We start from the raw sequence: 17737 nt of genomic DNA, 5'->3' as shown, positions 1-17737 counted from the left end.
GTGGCGACGATCCTCGCCCGGTTGCGCGGCAGCGCGGCCGGAACTCCGAACACCCAACACGCCGGCCACACCGACCGCACCGACGCGCCGACCGCTCCGGAAGCTGTGAAACCCCCGGGTGTGCCCGGCACCCGCATCGCGGCCTGGCTCGGCCGCCCGATGACGTCGTTCCACCTGATCATCGCGGTCACCGCACTGCTGATCACGCTCGGTCTGACCATGGTGCTCTCGGCGTCGGGGGTGTATTCCTACGACTCCGACGGTTCACCCTGGTCGGTCTTCGCCAAACAGGTGCTGTGGACGGCCGTCGGGCTGTTCGCGTTCTACCTCGCGCTGCGCATGCCGGTGAAGAGGCTGCGTCGGTTGGCGTTCCCCGGCTTCGCGTTCACGATCGTGCTGCTGATCCTGGTACTCATCCCGGGCATCGGCACGGTGGCCAACGGTTCGCGCGGCTGGTTCGTCTTCGCCGGATTCTCGATGCAGCCCTCGGAACTCGCCAAGATCGCGTTCGCAATCTGGGGGGCGCACCTGCTGGCCGCACGCCGGTTGGAACGCGCCACGCTGCGCGAGATGCTCATTCCACTGGTGCCCGCCGCGGTCATCGCGCTGGCACTGATCGTGGCCCAGCCCGACCTCGGCCAGACCGTGTCACTGGGCATCATCCTGCTGGCACTGCTCTGGTACGCCGGCCTTCCGCTGCGGGTGTTCCTCAGCTCCCTGCTGGCGGTGATGGTGTCGGCGGCCGTTCTGGCCATGGCCGAGGGCTACCGGTCGGCCCGCGTGCAATCCTGGCTCGATCCGAGCGCCGACACGCAGGGGTCGGGGTATCAGGCGCGGCAGGCGAAGTTCGCGCTGGCCAACGGAGGCGTGTTCGGCGACGGCCTGGGCCAGGGCACCGCGAAGTGGAACTACCTGCCCAACGCCCACAACGACTTCATCTTCGCGATCATCGGCGAGGAACTCGGATTCATCGGCGCGGCCGGGCTGCTCGGCCTCTTCGGCTTGTTCGCCTACACCGGCATGCGGATCGCGCGCCGCTCGGCCGATCCGTTCCTGCGGCTGCTCACCGCCACCGCCACCACATGGGTGCTCGGCCAGGTGTTCATCAACGTCGGCTACGTGGTGGGCCTGCTGCCGGTCACCGGCCTGCAGCTGCCACTGATCTCCGCGGGCGGCACGTCGACGGCGACGACGCTGCTGATGCTGGGCCTGATCACCAACGCGGCGAGACACGAACCCGAGGCGGTGGCCGCACTGCGGGCCGGCCGCGACGACCGGGTCAACCGGCTGCTGCGGCTGCCGAGGCCGGAGCCGTACGTGCCGACCCCGCTGGAGGCGGTCCGCGACCGGCTGCGCTCGCGTCCGGGTAAGCCGGCGGCCCCGCGTGCGGCCAAACCGGCCCGCGCTCCGCGGCGCAGACCCCCCGCGGCTGCAGGACGGGAGCGAGGCTCAAGGCATCATGTAGGCGGTCAGGGTTCGGCAGCGAGCCGGAGCGGTCGGGATCAACAGGGTCGGCGGGGCCAACAGGGTGGACGAGCTCGCCCCGGGGAAGGTCAGCGTTACGGGTGAACGGCACCATCTCGGTCCTCCTCGCCGGCGGCGGAACCGCGGGGCACGTCGAACCGGCGATGGCGGTCGCCGACGCGCTGGCCGCACTGGAGCCGGGGGTGCGGATCACCGCGCTCGGCACCGAGCGGGGGCTGGAGACGCGGCTGGTTCCCGAGCGTGGCTACGACCTCGAACTGATCACACCGGTGCCGCTGCCGCGCAAGCTGTCGGGTGACCTCGCGCGGTTGCCGCTGCGGGTGCTTCGGGCGGTGCGCCAGACCCGCGTGATCCTGGACACCGTGCACGCCGACGTCGTGATCGGATTCGGCGGCTACGTCGCATTACCGGCCTATCTCGCCGCCCGGCGCAACAAGGTCCCGGTCGTCGTGCACGAGGCCAACGCCAGCGCCGGGCTCGCCAACAAGGTCGGCGCCCGGCTCGCGCGGCGGGTGCTCTCCGCGGTGGCGGATCCGGGCCTGGGCCGGGTCGAGGTGGTCGGCACGCCGGTTCGGTCGACGATCACCGAACTGGACCGCGGCGCGTTGCGCGCCGAGGCCCGCGCTCACTTCGGGTTCGCCGACGACGCCCGCGTCCTGCTGGTGTTCGGCGGCTCGCAGGGTGCCCGCTCTCTCAACAACGCGGTGTCCGGCGCCGCGAAAGCTATAGCTGCAGAGGGTATTTCGGTCCTGCACGCATACGGGGCGAAGAACATCGTCGAGCTGCCGGAGCGGGCGCCGGGTGATCCGCCCTACGTGGCGGTGCCGTATCTGAGCCGGATGGACCTCGCCTACGCGGCTGCCGACTTTACGATCTGCCGGGCGGGGGCGATGACGGTGGCCGAGGTGACCGCAGTCGGGTTGCCCGCGGTGTACGTGCCGCTGCCGATCGGCAACGGCGAACAGCGGCTCAACGCGCAACCGGTGGTGGACGCCGGCGGTGGCCTGGTGGTCGACGACGCCGACCTGTCGCCGCAGTTCGTGGCCGACACGGTGGTTCCGCTGCTCACCGACACCGGCCGAATGCAGACCATGACCGCGGGTGCGGCGCTGTCCGGCCACCGGGACGCGGCCCGGCGCGTCGCTCATGTCGCGCTGGACGTGGCGCGCGAGGCGGCGGACGTGCGGAAGGAGGTGCGGTGAGCATGCCGCCGCTGCCCGACGAACTGCGCCGGGTGCACATGGTGGGCATCGGCGGCGCCGGCATGTCGGGCATCGCCCGCATCCTGCTCGACCGTGGGGCGATGGTCTCCGGGTCGGACGCCAAGGAGTCCCGCGCCGTGGTCGCGCTGCGGGCGCGCGGCGCGGTCATCCGGGTCGGGCACGACGCCTCCTCACTCGACCTGCTGCCGGGCGGGCCGACCGCCGTCGTCACCACTTACGCGGCTATCCCCAAGACGAACCCCGAGTTGGTCGAGGCGCGCAGGCGCGCGATCCCGGTCGTGCTGCGACCGGTGGTGCTGGCCAAGATGATGGCCGGCCACACCACCCTGATGGTGACCGGCACCCACGGCAAGACCACGACCACCTCGATGCTCATCGTCGCCCTTCAGCACGGCGGTTTCGATCCGTCCTTCGCCGTCGGCGGTGACCTCGGCGAGGCGGGTACCAATGCCCACCACGGCAGCGGTCAATGCTTCGTGGCCGAGGCCGACGAGAGTGACGGCTCCCTGCTGGAGTACACCCCGGACGTCGCCGTGGTCACCAACATCGAAGCTGACCACCTGGACTTCTTCGGCAGCGCGGAGGCCTACACCGCGGTCTTCGACGCGTTCGTCGAGCGGCTCACCCCGGGTGGCGCGCTCATCGTGTGTGTCGACGATCCCGGCTCCGCTGCGCTCGCGGCACGCACTGAGGCCCTTGGTGTTCGGGTGTTGCGCTACGGATCGGCCGGGGGTGCGGATCTGGCCGGCGCGTTGGCCGGCTGGGAACAGAAGGGGACCGGTGCGGTGGCCCACGTCCAGCTGGCCGGGGAGAGTGCCCCACGGGCGATGCGGCTGTCGGTGCCGGGCCGCCACATGGCGCTCAACGCACTGGGCGCATTGTTGGCGGCGTTGCAGGTCGGGGCGGACGCCGACACCGTGCTCGACGGATTGGCCGGCTTCGAAGGCGTGCGCCGCCGGTTCGAACTGGTCGGCACAGCGGGCGGGGTACGCGTCTTCGACGACTACGCCCACCACCCGACGGAGGTGGCGGCGACGCTTGCGGCGCTGCGCGCGGTCACCGATCAGGCCGGTGACGGGCGTGCGGTGGTCGTGTTCCAGCCCCATCTGTACTCGCGCACCGAGACGTTCGCGCGTCAGTTCGGCGCCGCCCTCAGCACGGCCGACCTGGTGTTCGTACTCGATGTCTACGCCGCCCGTGAACAGCCGATCGCCGGGGTGAGCGGGGCCAGCATCGTCGAGCACGTCGACGCACCGGTCACCTATGTGCCCGACTTCTCCGCGGTGGCCGATCAGGTGGCGGGCTCGGTACGGCCCGGCGACGTCGTCCTCACGATGGGTGCGGGCGACGTGACCATGCTGGGTCCCGAGATCGTCGCCGCGTTGCGTACCCGGGCGAACCGAACCGTACCGGGGGCCGGCCCGCGATGACGTTGCCGCCGTCCGGTCCGGCTCCGGATCAGCCCGAGGCGGCGCCGGAGGAACTCACCCCGCCGCCGACGGCCCCACCGGCCGAGAACCCACCCGCGGGCGACGAGGACCACGAGGGACCCCGCCGCCGCGCCCGGCGGGAGCGGGAGCAGCGCCGTGCGGTGAAGGACCGCGCTATGGCCATCGAGGAGGCCCGCCGCGAGGCCCGACGACGGGTGGTCAGCGGTCCGGTCCGGGAGGCGACACCCATCGACCGCCGGGCGGTACGCGGTCTGAAGGTGCTGGTGTGGTCGGCGCTGCTGTCGGTCGTCGCGGTCGTCCTCGGGCTTCTGCTCTACTTCACCCCGATCATGTCGGTACGCGACATCGTCGTCGTCGGTGTGCAGGCGGTCCCACGAGAAGAGGTGCTCGCCGCCGCTGCCGTGGTGTCCGGCACTCCGCTGCTGCAGGTCGACACCGACGCCGTGGCCGAACGCGTCGCGACCATCCGGCCGGTCGCCAGTGCCCGGGTGCAGCGTGAGTACCCGTCCTCGCTGCGGATCACTGTCGTCGAACGGGTGCCGGTGGTGGTCAAGGACTATCCGGACGGTCCGCACCTGTTCGACCGCGACGGTGTGGATTTCGCTACCGCACCGCCGCCGCCCAACCTGCCGTATCTGGAGACCGCGACACCGGGTCCGAACGATCCGGCGACCGAGGCGGCGCTGCAGGTGATGCTGGCGCTGCCGCCCGAGGTGGCCGGTCAGGTGGGGCGGATTGCCGCGCCCTCGGTGGCGTCGATCACGCTGACTCTCGTCGACGGTCGGGTGGTGGTGTGGGGGACCACCGACCGCACTGACGAGAAGGCACTCAAGCTGGCAGCGCTGCTCACGCAGCCGGGTCGAGCGTATGACGTGTCGAGCCCGGATTTGCCCACGGTCAAGTAGAAATTCGTGCCGACACCGTCGGCGCGCCTGCATGGTCGATCCGGAGCGTCGCCTTACCGTTCTGGTTGCGCGGATCAACTTGACATAACTCTAAGCCTGTGGTTGAGGTTTAGGGTTTGCGGGAAGGCTTCGCACGAGTACTGACAACCAGGCAGCAGAAAGGCGACGCCGATGAGCGCTTGCGCGAAGAGCAGGTCGCAGGGGATGAGCGCTTGCGCGAAGAGCAGGTCGCAGGGGATGAGCGCTTGCGCGAAGAGCAAGTGGCAGGGTATGAGCGCTTGCGCGAAGAAGGTCGAGCGATGACCCCGCCGCACAACTACCTCGCCGTCATCAAGGTGGTCGGCATCGGCGGCGGTGGCGTGAACGCCGTCAACCGGATGATCGAACAGGGCCTCAAGGGTGTGGAGTTCATCGCCATCAACACCGACGCCCAGGCGTTGTTGATGAGCGACGCGGACGTCAAGCTCGACGTCGGGCGGGACTCGACGCGCGGGCTCGGAGCGGGGGCCGACCCCGAGGTGGGCCGCAAGGCCGCCGAGGACGCCAAGGACGACATCGAAGAACTCCTGCGCGGCGCCGACATGGTGTTCGTCACCGCCGGCGAGGGCGGCGGCACCGGTACCGGTGGCGCGCCGGTGGTGGCGTCCATCGCCCGCAAGCTGGGCGCGCTGACGGTCGGCGTGGTGACGCGGCCGTTCTCGTTCGAGGGCAAGCGGCGCAGCAATCAGGCCGAGAACGGCATCCAGTCGCTACGCGAGAGCTGCGACACGCTGATCGTCATCCCCAACGACCGGCTGCTGCAGATGGGCGACGCCGCGGTGTCGCTGATGGACGCGTTCCGCAGCGCCGACGAGGTGCTGCTCAACGGTGTCCAGGGCATCACCGATCTCATCACCACCCCAGGTCTGATCAACGTCGACTTCGCCGACGTCAAGGGTGTGATGAGTGGCGCGGGCACGGCGCTGATGGGTATCGGTTCGGCCCGCGGTGACGGCCGGGCGCTCAAGGCCGCCGAGATCGCAATCAACTCGCCACTGCTCGAAGCCTCGATGGAGGGCGCGCAGGGGGTGCTGCTCTCGGTGGCCGGCGGCAGCGATCTGGGGCTCTTCGAGATCAACGAGGCAGCGTCGCTGGTGCAGGACGCCGCCCACCCCGAGGCCAACATCATCTTCGGCACCGTGATCGACGATTCGCTCGGCGACGAGGTCCGGGTCACCGTGATCGCGGCCGGTTTCGAATCGGCGGGTCCGAGCCGCAATCCGGTGGTGAGCCCCGGTGCGGCCGCCACGCAGCCCATCGCCCCCGGGCGGGCGGGCAAGGTCTCCTCGCCGCTGTTCGAACCGGCCGATCCGGCGAGCGTGCCGGTGCACACCAACGGCGCGACTGTGAGCATCGGTGGCGACGGCCGGGGCGACGGGGGTATCGCAGACGACGACGTCGACGTGCCGCCGTTCATGCGGCACTGACCCAGGTTCGATACTGGCAACGTGACCGTTCGTGTGCGGCGGGTGACCACGACCCGCGCCGGTGGCGTCTCGGCGCCGCCGTACGACACCTTCAACCTCGGCGACCACGTCGGAGATGACCCCGCCGCCGTCGCCGCCAACCGCGAGCGGCTCGCGAAGGCGACCGGACTCGATGGTCGGCTGGTCTGGATGCACCAGGTGCACAGCGAACGGGTGGTGCGCGTGGACCGGCCCGCCGACGGACCGGTGGACGACGCCGACGGTCTGGTGACCACGACCCGCCGCCTGGGGCTCGCCGTCGTGACCGCGGACTGTGTGCCGGTCCTGCTGGCCGATGCGCGCGCCGGGGTTATTGGTGCTGTCCACGCGGGACGGGTCGGGGCGCGCGACGGTGTCGTCGTGCGCGCGGTGGAGACGATGCGCGAAGCCGGCGCGAAGGTGGAGGACATCTCGGTGCTGCTCGGCCCCGCGGTGAGCGGCCGCAACTACGAGGTGCCCGAGGCGATGGCCGCCGAGGTGGAAGCGGTGCTCCCGGGGAGTAGGACCACCACCGCCCGCGGGTCCGTCGGCCTGGACCTGCGAGCCGGAATCGCCCGTCAGCTCATCGATGTGGGTATCACGGCCATCGACATCGACCCACGCTGCACCGTGGCCGATCGCACCCTGTTCAGCCACCGCCGCAACGCCACGACCGGCAGGATGGCGTCTCTGGTGTGGATGGAGTGAACGCCGTGGTCACCGACCGAGAATCCGAGTTGGCCGCCTCGCTGGCAGCGGTTCGGGAGCGGCTCAGGCGTGCGGCGCAGGCGGCGGGCCGCGATGCCGGCGAGATCGCCCTGCTGCCGGTCACCAAGTTCTTCCCGGCCTCCGACATCCTGATCCTGTACGGTCTGGGATGCCGGGATTTCGCCGAGTCGCGGGAGCAGGAGGCCTCGAAGAAGGCCATCGAGGTGGCCTCGGCGCTTGCCGGCGAGTTCGCCGATCCGGTGCGGTGGCACATGGTCGGCCGGATCCAGCGCAACAAGGCCAGGGCGATCGCGCGTTGGGCGTATGCAGCGCACTCGGTGGACAGCGCCAAGCTGATCACCGCGCTCGACCGGGGCGCGGCCGACGCGCTCGCCGACGGGGTGCGCGCTGCGCCGCTACGGGTGTATCTCCAGCTCAGTCTCGACGGCGACGTGGAGCGCGGCGGTATCGACGTCGACCAGCCGGATCTGATCGACGAACTGTGTGCGGCAATCGATTCTGCGGAGGCGTTGCAGTTCGTCGGGTTGATGGGCATTCCACCGCTCGGCGTTGACGCGGCGTCGGCCTTCGCACGTTTGCGGTCGGAATGGCTGCGGGTACAGCGGCTCCGGATCGAACAGGGCCACGAGCAGCGGCTCGAGCTGTCCGCCGGGATGTCCGGCGATCTCGAGACGGCGGTCGAACTCGGCTCCACGTGTGTGCGTGTCGGAACCGCGCTTATGGGACCCCGTCCTCTAACGTCACCCTGAATAGTCACTCCAGTCACATCTTCATCACAGACACCACAGCTTGATGGTCTTCAGAAGGGTCGCGCGATGAGCACACTGCACAAGGTCAAGGCCTACTTCGGTATGGCTCCCATGGATGACTACGACGACGAGTACTACGAGGACGAGGACCGCCCCGAGCGCGGCGCCGCCCGTGGTTACGCCCGCAGGACCCGCGAAGACCGGTTCGAAGACGAGGGCTACCTGGATCGCGGCGGCCGCGAGTACGACGACCGGCCCTCCCCGCGTGAATACGACGAACCGCCGATCTACCGCGGGGGGTACGACGAACCCCGGTTCGAACCCCGGCTCCGCGGTCCCCGCGAGTTCGAGCGGCCGGCCCCGCGACTGGGTGCGCTGCGGGGCTCTACCCGCGGCGCGCTGGCGATGGACCCCCGCCGCATGGCGATGCTCTTCGAGGAAGGCAGCCCACTGGCCAAGATCACGACCCTGCGTCCCAAGGACTACAGCGAGGCCCGCACCATCGGCGAGAAGTTCCGCGACGGGACTCCGGTGATCATGGACCTGGTCTCCATGGACAACGCCGACGCCAAGCGCCTCGTCGACTTCGCCGCCGGGCTGGCCTTCGCATTGCGCGGTTCGTTCGACAAGGTCGCCACCAAGGTGTTCCTGCTGTCGCCGGCCGACGTGGACGTCACCGCCGACGAACGCCGGCGCATCGCCGAGGCGGGCTTCTACGCGTATCAGTGACTTCGGCGGTGCCTCGGCCCGGCAGGTAGGCTGACGAGGTTGTTCTCCCCGCTGTATCGAATGTCACATATCTGCGCGTAGTGAGGTCGAGCTTCCGTTGGAGCAGTTCTTTCAGATCCTTGGTTTTGCGCTGTTCGTCTTCTGGCTTCTGCTGATCGCGCGGGTCGTCGTCGAGTTCATCCGGTCCTTCAGCCGGGACTGGCGCCCGCGGGGGCTGACGGTCGTGGTGCTCGAGGTGATCATGACCCTGACCGATCCGCCGGTGAAGCTGCTGCGCCGCCTGATCCCCCAGCTCACGATCGGTGCGGTGCGTTTCGACCTGTCAATCATGGTGCTGCTGCTCGTCGCCTTCATCGGTATGCAATTGGCGTTCGGGGCGGCGGTCTGATCATGGTCCGAAAGGCCGCCACAGCGGCGTGGTCAGTTCGGTTTGCCGAGGTGCCAAGCGGACGTGGAAGAAATTGAAATTCGCTCTTAAAATCTGACCTCCGCTGCAACCGCCGGGTCTGGTGTGACAGGATGGGCGCCAGTTGCGATCCATGCAGGCTTTACACTTTGAGATCGGTTGACGGTCCAGACTCAAGGGGGCAGACGATGCCGCTCACACCCGCCGACGTTCACAACGTCGCGTTCAGCAAGCCACCCATTGGCAAGCGGGGCTACAACGAGGACGAAGTCGACGCCTTCCTCGACCTGGTCGAGAACGAGCTTACCCGGCTGATCGAGGAGAACACCGACCTGCGTCAGCGGGTCGCCGAGCTGGACCAGGAGCTCTCGTCGGCCCGGTCCGGCGGCGTCTCGCAGCCGCAGGCTGCTCCGGTCTACGAGGCGGAGCCGGAGCCCACTCCGCCGCCGCAGCCGGTGTACGAGGCGCCCCCCGCGGCGCCGGGACCCACTGCGCAGCAGAGCGAGGATTCCACACTGCGTGCGGCCAAGGTGCTCAGCCTGGCCCAGGAGACCGCCGACCGGTTGACCGGTACCGCCAAGGCCGAATCGGACAAGCTGCTCTCCGATGCGCGTGCCCAGGCCGATGCGATGGTCAGCGAGGCCCGCCAGACGGCGGAGAAAACCGTCGCCGAGGCGCGTCAGCGGGCCGACGCCATGCTCGCCGACGCCCAGACCCGATCCGAGGCTCAGCTGCGGCAGGCTCAGGAGAAGGCGGATGCGCTGCAGGCGGACGCCGAGCGCAAGCACTCCGAGATCATGGGCACCATCAACCAGCAGCGGACGGTGCTTGAAGGCCGGCTGGAACAGCTGCGGACCTTCGAACGTGAGTACCGTACGCGGCTGAAGACCTACCTGGAATCGCAGCTCGAGGAGTTGGGCCAGCGCGGTTCGGCCGCCCCGGTGGATTCGAGCACCAACAACGACGGTGGCGGCTTCAACCAATTCAACCGCGGCAACAACTGACACGGCCGCGCTGGTCGATGCTGATCATCGCGCTCGTTCTGGCTGTCGTCGGGCTCACCGCACTGGTGACCGCCGTGGTCACCGGCAACGCGGTGATCGCCTGGCTCTGCATCGCGGCGAGTGTGCTCGGTGTCGTGTTGCTGATCGTCGACGCCGTGCGGGAGCGGTCCCGTAAGCCGGCCACGGGAGCCGCTGACAGCCGGACGGCCGAGGAGTTCGATGCCGACTATCCCGACGAACCCGAGGCCTACCAGCCCGACGACGCCCAAGCCGGCGCCGAGCATCCCGAAGAACCCACCACCCGCTAACGGGTCGGTGTTGCGAGCAGGTCGCGGACCTCGTCGTCGGTGACCTGGTGGAAGTCGGCGTACAGCTGGCCGACCGCCTGGAATCCGGCGGGCATCGTCACGCAGACCACCGCATCGGCTTCGTCGCGGAGCTCACGGCACGCCGATGCGGGAGCAACCGGAACGGCCACCACCACCCGCGCGGGCTCCGATGCCCGGACCGCGCGGACCGCGGCCCGCATGCTGGCACCGGTGGCGATGCCGTCGTCGGTGAGCAGCACCGTCTGCCCGACGAGCACCGGCGGTGGACGCCCCTGCCGGTAGGCGTTCTCACGGCGGCGCAGTTCCGTCGTCTCGCGCTCGATCACCCGCTCCACCGCCTCCTCGGTGATGTTCAGGCGGGCGACGAGCTGCTCGTTCACCACGACCCCGCCACCGGACGCGATGGCCCCCATCGCGAGCTCTTCCCATTGCGGTGCCCCGAGTTTTCGCACGAGAAACACGTCGAGAGGTGCCCCGAGACCGTGGGCCACCTCCCAGCCGACGGGAACGCCGCCGCGTGCAAGGCCGAGCACCACCACGTCGTCGCGGCCCCGATAGGCCGACAACTCCTCGGCCAGGGCCCGGCCGGCGTCCCGGCGGTCCCGGAAGATGCGCCGCGCGATCATCTCGTCACCACCTCGGCAAATAGGATTCCGGTACTTCCCCGGCCGTCCAGCGCCGGGCGTGGAAATAGTGGCCGCCTGCGCCCGAATGAGTGCTGAGGCAGATCGGAAGGGCGTCACCGGCCTCGCGGGCCAGCTGCCCGAGAGTGATCTGGCCGTCCTCTGACATCTCCGTAGCGCGCGTCACCGACGGACGTCGGCATCGGCGGTGGCCACCGAACCGCGCAATCGACTACTCATGACGTTGGCGTACCCGCCGTACACCGGGGCAATCCACCGTCGGGGTGGCGCCGAATACAGATTGTGCACCGGTGACAGGAGGGCCATGGGCATCGAGTTCGAGAGCATCGTGGACCACCCGCTCGGCGAGGTGTTCGCCTGGCACACCCGGCGGGTGCCATGCCCCGGCTGGTTCCGCCGTGGCAGCCGATGACGGTGGTCGCCGAGACCCCGTCGCTGGCGGACGGCCAGGCGGTCCTGGGCCTGCCCGCCGGCCTGCGCTGGATCGCGCAGCACGGAGCCGGCCGCATACCACCCGCCGCACCGGTTCGTCGACGCCCTGTCGTCGCGCGGAGTGCGTTCACTGCCGCCACGGGTGATCGGTCGGCGGCGGCACACTCATGACTTCGCCGACGCAGGCCAAGGCCGCACCGGAGCGCTGCTCCGCCCGACGTTCGTCTACCGGCACCGCCAACTGGCCGACGACCTCGCCGCGCACCGGGACGCCGCCGATTCACCGCGACACACAAGGCCGCGATCAGCGACAGCCGCATCGACCCCACTCGCCGGCTCGCCGAGTTGGCGGGCAGCATGGGCCTGCGCACCTTTGTCAGCGCGTCGGCGATCGGATTCTACGGCTACGACCCCGGGGACGCGGTGCTGTGCGAGGACAGCGCGCGGGGCGCCGGTTTCCTGGCCGACGTCGTCGCGGACTGCGAGGCCGCGGACGGCTGCGCGCCGCACGGCAGTGGCTGTCCTGGATCGGGCTGGACGAGTACTACCGCGCGCTGTGGGACGAGCGGACGAGTGGGCCGGTCAACGCCGTCGCGCCGGACCCGGTGCGAAACGCCGACTACGCCGAGACGCTGGCGGGGGTACTGCACCGGCGGGCCGTGCTGCCGGTGCCGTCAGTCGGCCCCCGGCTCCTGCTCGGTGCTCACGGCGCCCGCGAGCTGGCCGAAGCCGACCAGCGGGTTGTGCCGACGAAACTGCTCTCGCTGGGTCACCGGTTCCGATACCGCCGCCTCGCCGACGCGCTCGCACATCAGCTCGGACATGGCGCCGACGCGACACAGGAGAGGAACGCATTGACGAGCACGCGAACCCGGCTGGCCGCGGCGCCCTCCATTTCCCTTGTGCGGGAGAGCAGTTCATCGTGATCGAGACTGCGGCCGGGGGCCTCGCCGTCGCGGTCGTCGGCCAGCCACTCGGTCAGCAGAGCGTGGTCGATTTCGGGGTGAAACTGCAGCGCGAGGCTACGGTCGAGCAGGAACGCCTGAGACGAGTCCGCTGTCCTGGCGATCTCCACTGCCCCCGGCGGCACCGTCCACCGGTCGAAATGCCACTGGAACCACGGGCCCGTCGAGACGAGGTCCGGTCGGTCGGTCGTGATGTCGTACCACCCGATCTCCGGTGCCGGCGAGCGCCCGACGGTGCCGCCGAACGCCTGGGCGATGATCTGCCCGCCGAAGCACACGCCGAGCAGTGCGACGCCGGCGCCGGCGGCCTGGCGGAGCATCGTCATCTCGGCGCCGACCCAGGTGCGGCGCAGCGCGTCGTCGTAGACCGGCCACCGAGCACCGAGCGGCACGATGACGTCGTAGCCGATCGGGTCGGGGAACACCACGTCGAGGGCGGGGTCCGCAGCCCGCTCCGGGGGCACCACGGTGAAGGTCTCGATGTGGAATCCGGCGTCGGTGAACGCGTCGGCGAGCAGCGCTTCGGTGGCGACGGGGTCGTTGTGGAGGAACAGGACTCGGCGTGTCACCCGGCCATTATCACCGCGGCACCGGCGGGGCGTCGTCCGGTGCCAGTTCGGCGACGATCGAAAGTAGGTAGCGCGGCGGACCCCTGCTTTCAGGTATGGGGGTGAGCGCGTCAAGTTCGTGCTTTGGGTGGCCACTGCGCGGGTACGGTTGCGGCGTGTTGAAACATTAGATGGTTGATCGCTGTCTAATGTTGTCGGGTGTGGGTGTTACGTTGCGGACGAACGCGAATATCGCGTTCGGGTGCGCCTATCACGTTGTCTGGTGCCCGAAATACAGACGCAAGGTGATCGGCGGGCGGATGGAGCAGCGGCTCAAGGACATCATCGTCGAGGTGATCGAGGAGAAGGGGGCATGGTTGATCGAGATGGAGACCATGCCTGAGCACGTGCATTTGCTGGTGGAGGTCGACCCGCAGTTGGGGGTTCACAAGCTGGTGAAGGCGATCAAGGGCAGGTCCTCGCGGTTGCTGCGGCAGGAGTTCTCGTGGCTGAAATCGCGGTTGCCGACATTGTGGACGAATTCGTATTTCGTGGCGACGGTGGGTGGGGCACCGTTGTCGGTGATCAACCGCTACGTCGAGTCGCAGAAGGATCGTTGAGATCGTGGTGACGGGGCGGCGGTTTCGGGTGGAGTTCACCGACGCGCGGGCGGTGTTCGCCGAGCAGATCGGGGCAGTGTGTCGGGCGGTGTGGAACACCGGGTTGGAGCAGCGCGGTGAATACCGCCGGCGCGGGGCGTGGATGAACTACGGGTCCCAGGCCAAAGAGTTGGCCGAAGCCAAGACTGAGCATTCGTGGCTCAGAGACGTTTCGGGGCACTGCCTGCAGCAGACGCTGATGGATCTGGATAAGGCGTGCCGTGAGCAGGGGACGTTTCGGGTGCATTGGCGTTCGGGTCGGCGGTGGGCGCCGTCGTTCCGGTTCCCCGAGGGCAACAAGGTGGTGGTGGAGAAGCTCAGCTGCAAACATGCGCGGGTGAAGCTGCCCAAGCTTGGGTGGGTGAAATTCCGGGCGTCACGCAGCCTGCAGGGGGAAACCGTCTGCTCGGCCACCCTGTCGTGGGGCGGTGCGCACTGGTTCGTGTCGTTGCTCGTCGACGACGGGATCGCGGCCCCGGCAGAGCACGCCGCCCCGGGGACCGCGGTGGGGGTGGATCGTGGTGTGGTGGTGGCCACCAGCGACGGTGAGCTGGCTGACCGGGAGTTCGTCACGACCGGTGAACGCCGCCGCCTGGTAGCGCTGCAACGCAGGCTGTCCCGCGCGGCCAAGGGGTCGGCAAACCGCACCAAGACCCGGCGGGCTCTGGCGAAGTTGCGGGCCACTGAGCGGCACCGCCGCCAGGATTTCTGCGTCCAGACCGCGCACCGCCTGGCCCAGTCGAACGCAGTCGTGGTGCTCGAAGATCTCAAGACCCGCAACATGACGCGCCGTGCTGCTCGGGTCGAAGATCCCGCCAACGCCGGGGCGTTCCTGCCGAACGGCGCGTCGAGTAAATCAGGTTTGAATCGGGCTGTACTGGGGAAAGGATGGTATTCGGTTCGAGCAAGCGTTGATGTCTGTGTCGCGTTATGCCGGGACACAGGTGATCAAGGTTCCGGCGGCCTTCACGTCGCAACGGTGTCCGGTGTGTGGGCATGTTGACCCGAAGTCCCGTGAGAGCCAAGCGGTGTTTCGGTGCACAAACTGCCCGCACGGGCCCGTACACGCTGATGTGAACGCCGCCAAGAATGTATTGGCCGCAGGGCTTGCGGTCACCGCCTGCCGAGAAACCACAGCGCCTGCGGGTGTTGCGGTGACGTCGACGCAGGAACCAGCAGGAAACCGCGAGGAATTACTGCTCCAACCCGTCTAACAGGTTGGAATCCCCCGACTTTCAGCCGTGGGGAGGAACGTCAAACGTGAGAACAGCGTCTGGGCGCCGTTGGTGTAGTCGCCTTGGGCGTCGAATGCCTCGGGGGCGAAGGTGACGGCGACGGCGATCGCGAGGCCGCGCCCGGGTAGATACGCCTCGACAGCCCCGTACCCGGACAACATCGGGTTCTGCAGCAGCCAGTTCCCGGAGATCACGATGCCGAGGCCGTAGGTGTATCGGTCGGTCATCGGCGCGCAGGTGGGGCACCCGGTCTGGGTGCGGGTGCGACCCCGCAGGTCGGTGGCCACCATGCGGCGGTAGGACTCCGGTGAAAGCAGCTTGCCGGATCCGATGCCGACGGCGGTGGCCTCCAGATCGTTGATGGTCGCGGTCTGGATGGCGCCGTGCGTGATGGTCCACGACGGATTCCAGTACGTCGACTCCTCGTAGAATGTCGTCCCTGAAGGAATGCCGAGCTCCTGGCGACGTTCGGAGGTGAAGGCGTGTAACGCCGGTTCGGGGATCTCCGCGGTCAACGAGGCGCGGGTGTCGGTCAGTCCGAGCGGCTGGAGGACTCTCTGGCTCAGCAGGTCGGCCATGGGCGGCCGGTGGCCTTCTCCAGCGCCAGCCCGAGTAGGACGTAGTTGGTGTGGGCGTAGCTCCAATTGGTGCCCGGTTCGTACTGCAACGGCTTGTGCACCGCGAAGTCGAGCAGGTCGTCTGTCGTGTAGGCCCCGGAACGGGTCGGCATACGCCGCGTCGACGAACGCGTCGTTGGCGAGGACGTAGTCGTGGTAGCCCGACGTCATCTGTGCCAGTTGGCCGAGCGTCACGCGGTCGGATTGCGGCACGTCGGGCAGCCATCGTGAGAGCCGGTCGTCGAGGCTCACCGTGCCGTCTTCGGAGAGCAGCAGCAGCGTCGCGACGTAGGAGATCGCCACCGCGCCGTTACGGAAATGCATGTCGGCGTTGGCGTCCAATCCGGTCATCGATTCGCCGACGGCGCGGGTGACGATCTCGTTGCCGTTCTCGGTGACCCGCACGATCACCGCCTGCAGATGGGTGTCGGCGATCGTGTCGCCAACGATCTGCATGACGGCCTCGGCGCGCGGGTCCGTACCGGTGCGCGAGCTGACGAACGCGGCAACCCGTCATCGGATCTGCCGGTGTACTGCGAAGGCAACCCGATGCAACCACTGAGCCACGGCGCGACCTACTTTCGACGCCCTGGCCAACCGAGGTCGAGGCCCCGCGACTGGGTGACCACCCTTCTTCACCGACTGGCGTGGCGACCCGGAGCAGACGTTGCGGGACGGCCTCGAGGTGTTGGTCGATCAGCGGGTCCAGATCGGTGGGTCACACCACCAGAGGTTCGGCGTGATCGGCGATCCGGAGGCGCCCGAACGCGACGCGGCACCTCGATGAACATGTACGACCTCGCCGCGAGGCTCTCGACCGCAACGACCACCGACCTCTACCGGCACGTGCGTGGCTTCATCGCCAGTACTGTGCCGCGCAGAACCTCGGGGTCGACGGCGAGTGCATAGCGACGAAGTCCTTGTCCCGATCTGTTGGGGCCGTGCGCCACGTTCGGCAGCCCGTTCGGTGGCCCGGAGTCACATCCACCCGGATGAAGCGCCGGGTGTCAGTCGCTGAGCCGGTAGCACGTGTTGATCGCGCTTGCTACCACTGAGCGAGCACGTTCTCGCCGATCTGAGCGGCCACCCGCACCGCCGAGTCGGCCGGGTCGGCACTGCACGTGTTGACGTCGACGATGATGTTGTTGCGTAGCGCCAGCGCGCGTCCGCAGCCCCAGCCCGGCGCCTTGGCCTCCTGCATCATGGCGGTGGTGCTCAGAATGTGGTCCCGGTTGACGATCTTCTGCACGTCCCATACCGATCCGCTCTGCGTGTGGGTGTACTGGCGGCACGCCGGCCACTGGCCGACGGACGCCTCGAAGAAGGCGGCGGCCTTCTCCCGGTACGGGAACAGCACCACCGCCTGCTTGAGGTAGCGGGTGAAATCGTCACCGTTGTTCATGCTCACTCCGCGCTCGGCCCAGTAGCCGCTGCCCTCGTAGACGAGGGCCTCCGCGGCGGCGTCGATGGCTAGACACTCGCGCGGCTCCATGATCGCGCTGTTGTCCTCCATCGCGTTCTCGGTCAAGGTGACCGCCATACCAGTGGTCCCCATCACCGCGGACGCCTCTTCGGGAGCCAGCAGCAGTCCTGGGAGCTCGCGCTCGACAAGTGGACGCGGGATCATCGATCGGGTTGTCGTGGCGGACTCGGCGCTGACCGTCTGGGTGCATCCGGTGACCAGAAGACAGATGGCTGCGACAACAACGAGGGCCCTTGATTGGCGCATAGGTAAATGGTGCGCCAAACGCCGACCCACCACGGCGAAATCGACGGCAATTCGCGGTCACGATGCGCCACAAACCCGGTAACGAATCGATGCGGTCAAGATCGGCTGAGCCGGATCACCCCGTCGACCGCGGCGACGGCGTAGCTGCGTACCGAGACATCCGCGCCGCCCGTCTCCGCACCGCTGCACAGGTCGAACGTTTGGCCGTGCAGCGGGCACACCACGACCCGCTCGTCGGCCAACCCGTCGGCCAGCGGTCCGCCACGGTGCGGACACACTGCATCCAAGGCCCGCAGGGACCCGTCGCGCAGCCGGAACACCGCGATCTGGTCGCCCTCGACGGTGAACGTGCGGCCCTCGCCGACGGGGATCTCGTCGAGCGACCCGAGCTCGACGTGTTTCACCGGGGTCCTC

The 17737-nt window shown here is 68.7% G+C and carries 20 protein-coding genes and 1 pseudogene; 15 read left to right on the top strand and 6 right to left on the bottom strand.

What is annotated here, in order from left to right:
• The 11 genes from ftsW to G6N07_RS11625 all read left to right on the top strand — a co-directional run bounded on the left by ftsW (position 1) and on the right by G6N07_RS11625 (position 10473).
• Positions 1 to 1569: a putative lipid II flippase FtsW gene (gene ftsW / locus G6N07_RS11675; RefSeq protein WP_085192567.1), complete on the top strand. Its 1569-nt coding sequence runs from the start codon at positions 1 to 3 to the stop codon at positions 1567 to 1569.
• Positions 1566 to 2687, top strand: a complete 1122-nt coding sequence (murG, locus tag G6N07_RS11670) for an undecaprenyldiphospho-muramoylpentapeptide beta-N-acetylglucosaminyltransferase (protein ID WP_085192566.1) — start codon at positions 1566 to 1568, stop codon at positions 2685 to 2687. Before ftsW ends, murG begins: the two co-directional genes overlap by 4 nt.
• Positions 2684 to 4138, top strand: a complete 1455-nt coding sequence (murC, locus tag G6N07_RS11665; RefSeq protein WP_085192565.1) for a UDP-N-acetylmuramate--L-alanine ligase — start codon at positions 2684 to 2686, stop codon at positions 4136 to 4138. The genes murG and murC overlap by 4 nt, the downstream gene beginning before the upstream one ends.
• Positions 4135 to 5064 (top strand): cell division protein FtsQ/DivIB, encoded by a 930-nt coding sequence (locus G6N07_RS11660; RefSeq protein ID WP_085192564.1) that lies wholly within the window; start codon positions 4135 to 4137, stop codon positions 5062 to 5064. The genes murC and G6N07_RS11660 overlap by 4 nt, the downstream gene beginning before the upstream one ends.
• Positions 5065 to 5363: 299 nt before the next feature.
• Positions 5364 to 6530, top strand: coding sequence for a cell division protein FtsZ (gene ftsZ, locus G6N07_RS11655; protein WP_085192562.1), 1167 nt, complete (start codon positions 5364 to 5366; stop codon positions 6528 to 6530).
• A gap of 21 nt (positions 6531 to 6551) precedes the next feature.
• The gene (gene pgeF, locus G6N07_RS11650) at positions 6552 to 7256 is read left to right on the top strand and encodes a peptidoglycan editing factor PgeF (protein ID WP_179959984.1); all 705 of its coding nucleotides are present in this window, start codon (positions 6552 to 6554) and stop codon (positions 7254 to 7256) included.
• Positions 7253 to 8026, top strand: coding sequence for a YggS family pyridoxal phosphate-dependent enzyme (locus G6N07_RS11645; protein ID WP_085192560.1), 774 nt, complete (start codon positions 7253 to 7255; stop codon positions 8024 to 8026). The genes pgeF and G6N07_RS11645 overlap by 4 nt, the downstream gene beginning before the upstream one ends.
• Before the next feature lie 66 nt (positions 8027 to 8092).
• Positions 8093 to 8755: a cell division protein SepF gene (locus tag G6N07_RS11640; RefSeq protein ID WP_085192559.1), complete on the top strand. Its 663-nt coding sequence runs from the start codon at positions 8093 to 8095 to the stop codon at positions 8753 to 8755.
• A gap of 97 nt (positions 8756 to 8852) precedes the next feature.
• Positions 8853 to 9143, top strand: a complete 291-nt coding sequence (locus G6N07_RS11635; protein ID WP_085192558.1) for a YggT family protein — start codon at positions 8853 to 8855, stop codon at positions 9141 to 9143.
• A gap of 206 nt (positions 9144 to 9349) precedes the next feature.
• Positions 9350 to 10165 (top strand): DivIVA-like cell division protein Wag31, encoded by an 816-nt coding sequence (wag31, locus tag G6N07_RS11630; RefSeq protein ID WP_085192557.1) that lies wholly within the window; start codon positions 9350 to 9352, stop codon positions 10163 to 10165.
• Positions 10166 to 10182: 17 nt separating this feature from the next.
• Positions 10183 to 10473, top strand: a complete 291-nt coding sequence (locus G6N07_RS11625; RefSeq protein WP_085192556.1) for a hypothetical protein — start codon at positions 10183 to 10185, stop codon at positions 10471 to 10473.
• On the opposite strand, the gene G6N07_RS11620 is transcribed toward G6N07_RS11625, so the two are convergent.
• Positions 10470 to 11120, bottom strand: coding sequence for a phosphoribosyltransferase (locus G6N07_RS11620; protein ID WP_085192555.1), 651 nt, complete (start codon positions 11118 to 11120; stop codon positions 10470 to 10472). The genes G6N07_RS11625 and G6N07_RS11620 overlap by 4 nt on opposite strands.
• Before the next feature lie 180 nt (positions 11121 to 11300).
• A complete protein-coding gene (locus G6N07_RS11615) occupies positions 11301 to 11450 on the bottom strand; it encodes a hypothetical protein (protein WP_163784179.1) in 150 nt (49 codons plus the stop codon).
• On the opposite strand from G6N07_RS11615, the pseudogene G6N07_RS11610 reads away from it, so the two are divergent.
• A pseudogene (locus G6N07_RS11610) lies at positions 11443 to 12400 on the top strand (DUF1731 domain-containing protein); the annotation flags it as partial. The gene G6N07_RS11615 and the pseudogene G6N07_RS11610 sit on opposite strands and share 8 nt — an antisense overlap.
• On the opposite strand, the gene G6N07_RS11605 reads toward G6N07_RS11610, so the two are convergent.
• Positions 12382 to 13104, bottom strand: a complete 723-nt coding sequence (locus tag G6N07_RS11605) for a type 1 glutamine amidotransferase (protein WP_099050296.1) — start codon at positions 13102 to 13104, stop codon at positions 12382 to 12384. The pseudogene G6N07_RS11610 and the gene G6N07_RS11605 overlap by 19 nt on opposite strands.
• Before the next feature lie 200 nt (positions 13105 to 13304).
• Here G6N07_RS11605 and tnpA point away from each other — a divergent pair, with 200 nt between their 5' ends.
• From tnpA to G6N07_RS20380, 3 genes are read left to right on the top strand one after another with little or no spacing between them, the layout of a single operon-like run.
• Positions 13305 to 13703, top strand: coding sequence for an IS200/IS605 family transposase (tnpA, locus tag G6N07_RS11600; protein WP_163784126.1), 399 nt, complete (start codon positions 13305 to 13307; stop codon positions 13701 to 13703).
• Between the two features lie 4 nt (positions 13704 to 13707).
• Positions 13708 to 14745, top strand: a complete 1038-nt coding sequence (locus G6N07_RS11595; protein WP_244949065.1) for an RNA-guided endonuclease InsQ/TnpB family protein — start codon at positions 13708 to 13710, stop codon at positions 14743 to 14745.
• On the top strand, positions 14657 to 14956 hold the full coding sequence (locus G6N07_RS20380) for a zinc ribbon domain-containing protein (protein ID WP_235849947.1): 300 nt from the start codon (positions 14657 to 14659) through the stop codon (positions 14954 to 14956). Before G6N07_RS11595 ends, G6N07_RS20380 begins: the two co-directional genes overlap by 89 nt.
• On the opposite strand, the gene G6N07_RS11590 is transcribed toward G6N07_RS20380, so the two are convergent.
• From G6N07_RS11590 to G6N07_RS11575, 3 genes are all read right to left on the bottom strand, one after another.
• The gene (locus tag G6N07_RS11590) at positions 14953 to 16050 is read right to left on the bottom strand and encodes a serine hydrolase domain-containing protein (protein ID WP_443678247.1); all 1098 of its coding nucleotides are present in this window, start codon (positions 16048 to 16050) and stop codon (positions 14953 to 14955) included. The genes G6N07_RS20380 and G6N07_RS11590 overlap by 4 nt on opposite strands.
• A 589-nt stretch (positions 16051 to 16639) precedes the next feature.
• Positions 16640 to 17323 (bottom strand): sensor domain-containing protein, encoded by a 684-nt coding sequence (locus G6N07_RS11580; RefSeq protein ID WP_085187561.1) that lies wholly within the window; start codon positions 17321 to 17323, stop codon positions 16640 to 16642.
• A gap of 95 nt (positions 17324 to 17418) precedes the next feature.
• Complete coding sequence (locus G6N07_RS11575) at positions 17419 to 17727, bottom strand: Rieske (2Fe-2S) protein (RefSeq protein WP_085187564.1); 309 nt, start codon at positions 17725 to 17727, stop codon at positions 17419 to 17421.
• Between the last annotated feature and the right edge of the window lie 10 nt (positions 17728 to 17737).

Origin of the sequence: Mycolicibacterium doricum, from assembly GCF_010728155.1 — a bacterium.
Classification (GTDB): domain Bacteria; phylum Actinomycetota; class Actinomycetes; order Mycobacteriales; family Mycobacteriaceae; genus Mycobacterium; species Mycobacterium doricum.
This window is presented reverse-complemented; position numbering and strand designations above follow the sequence as displayed.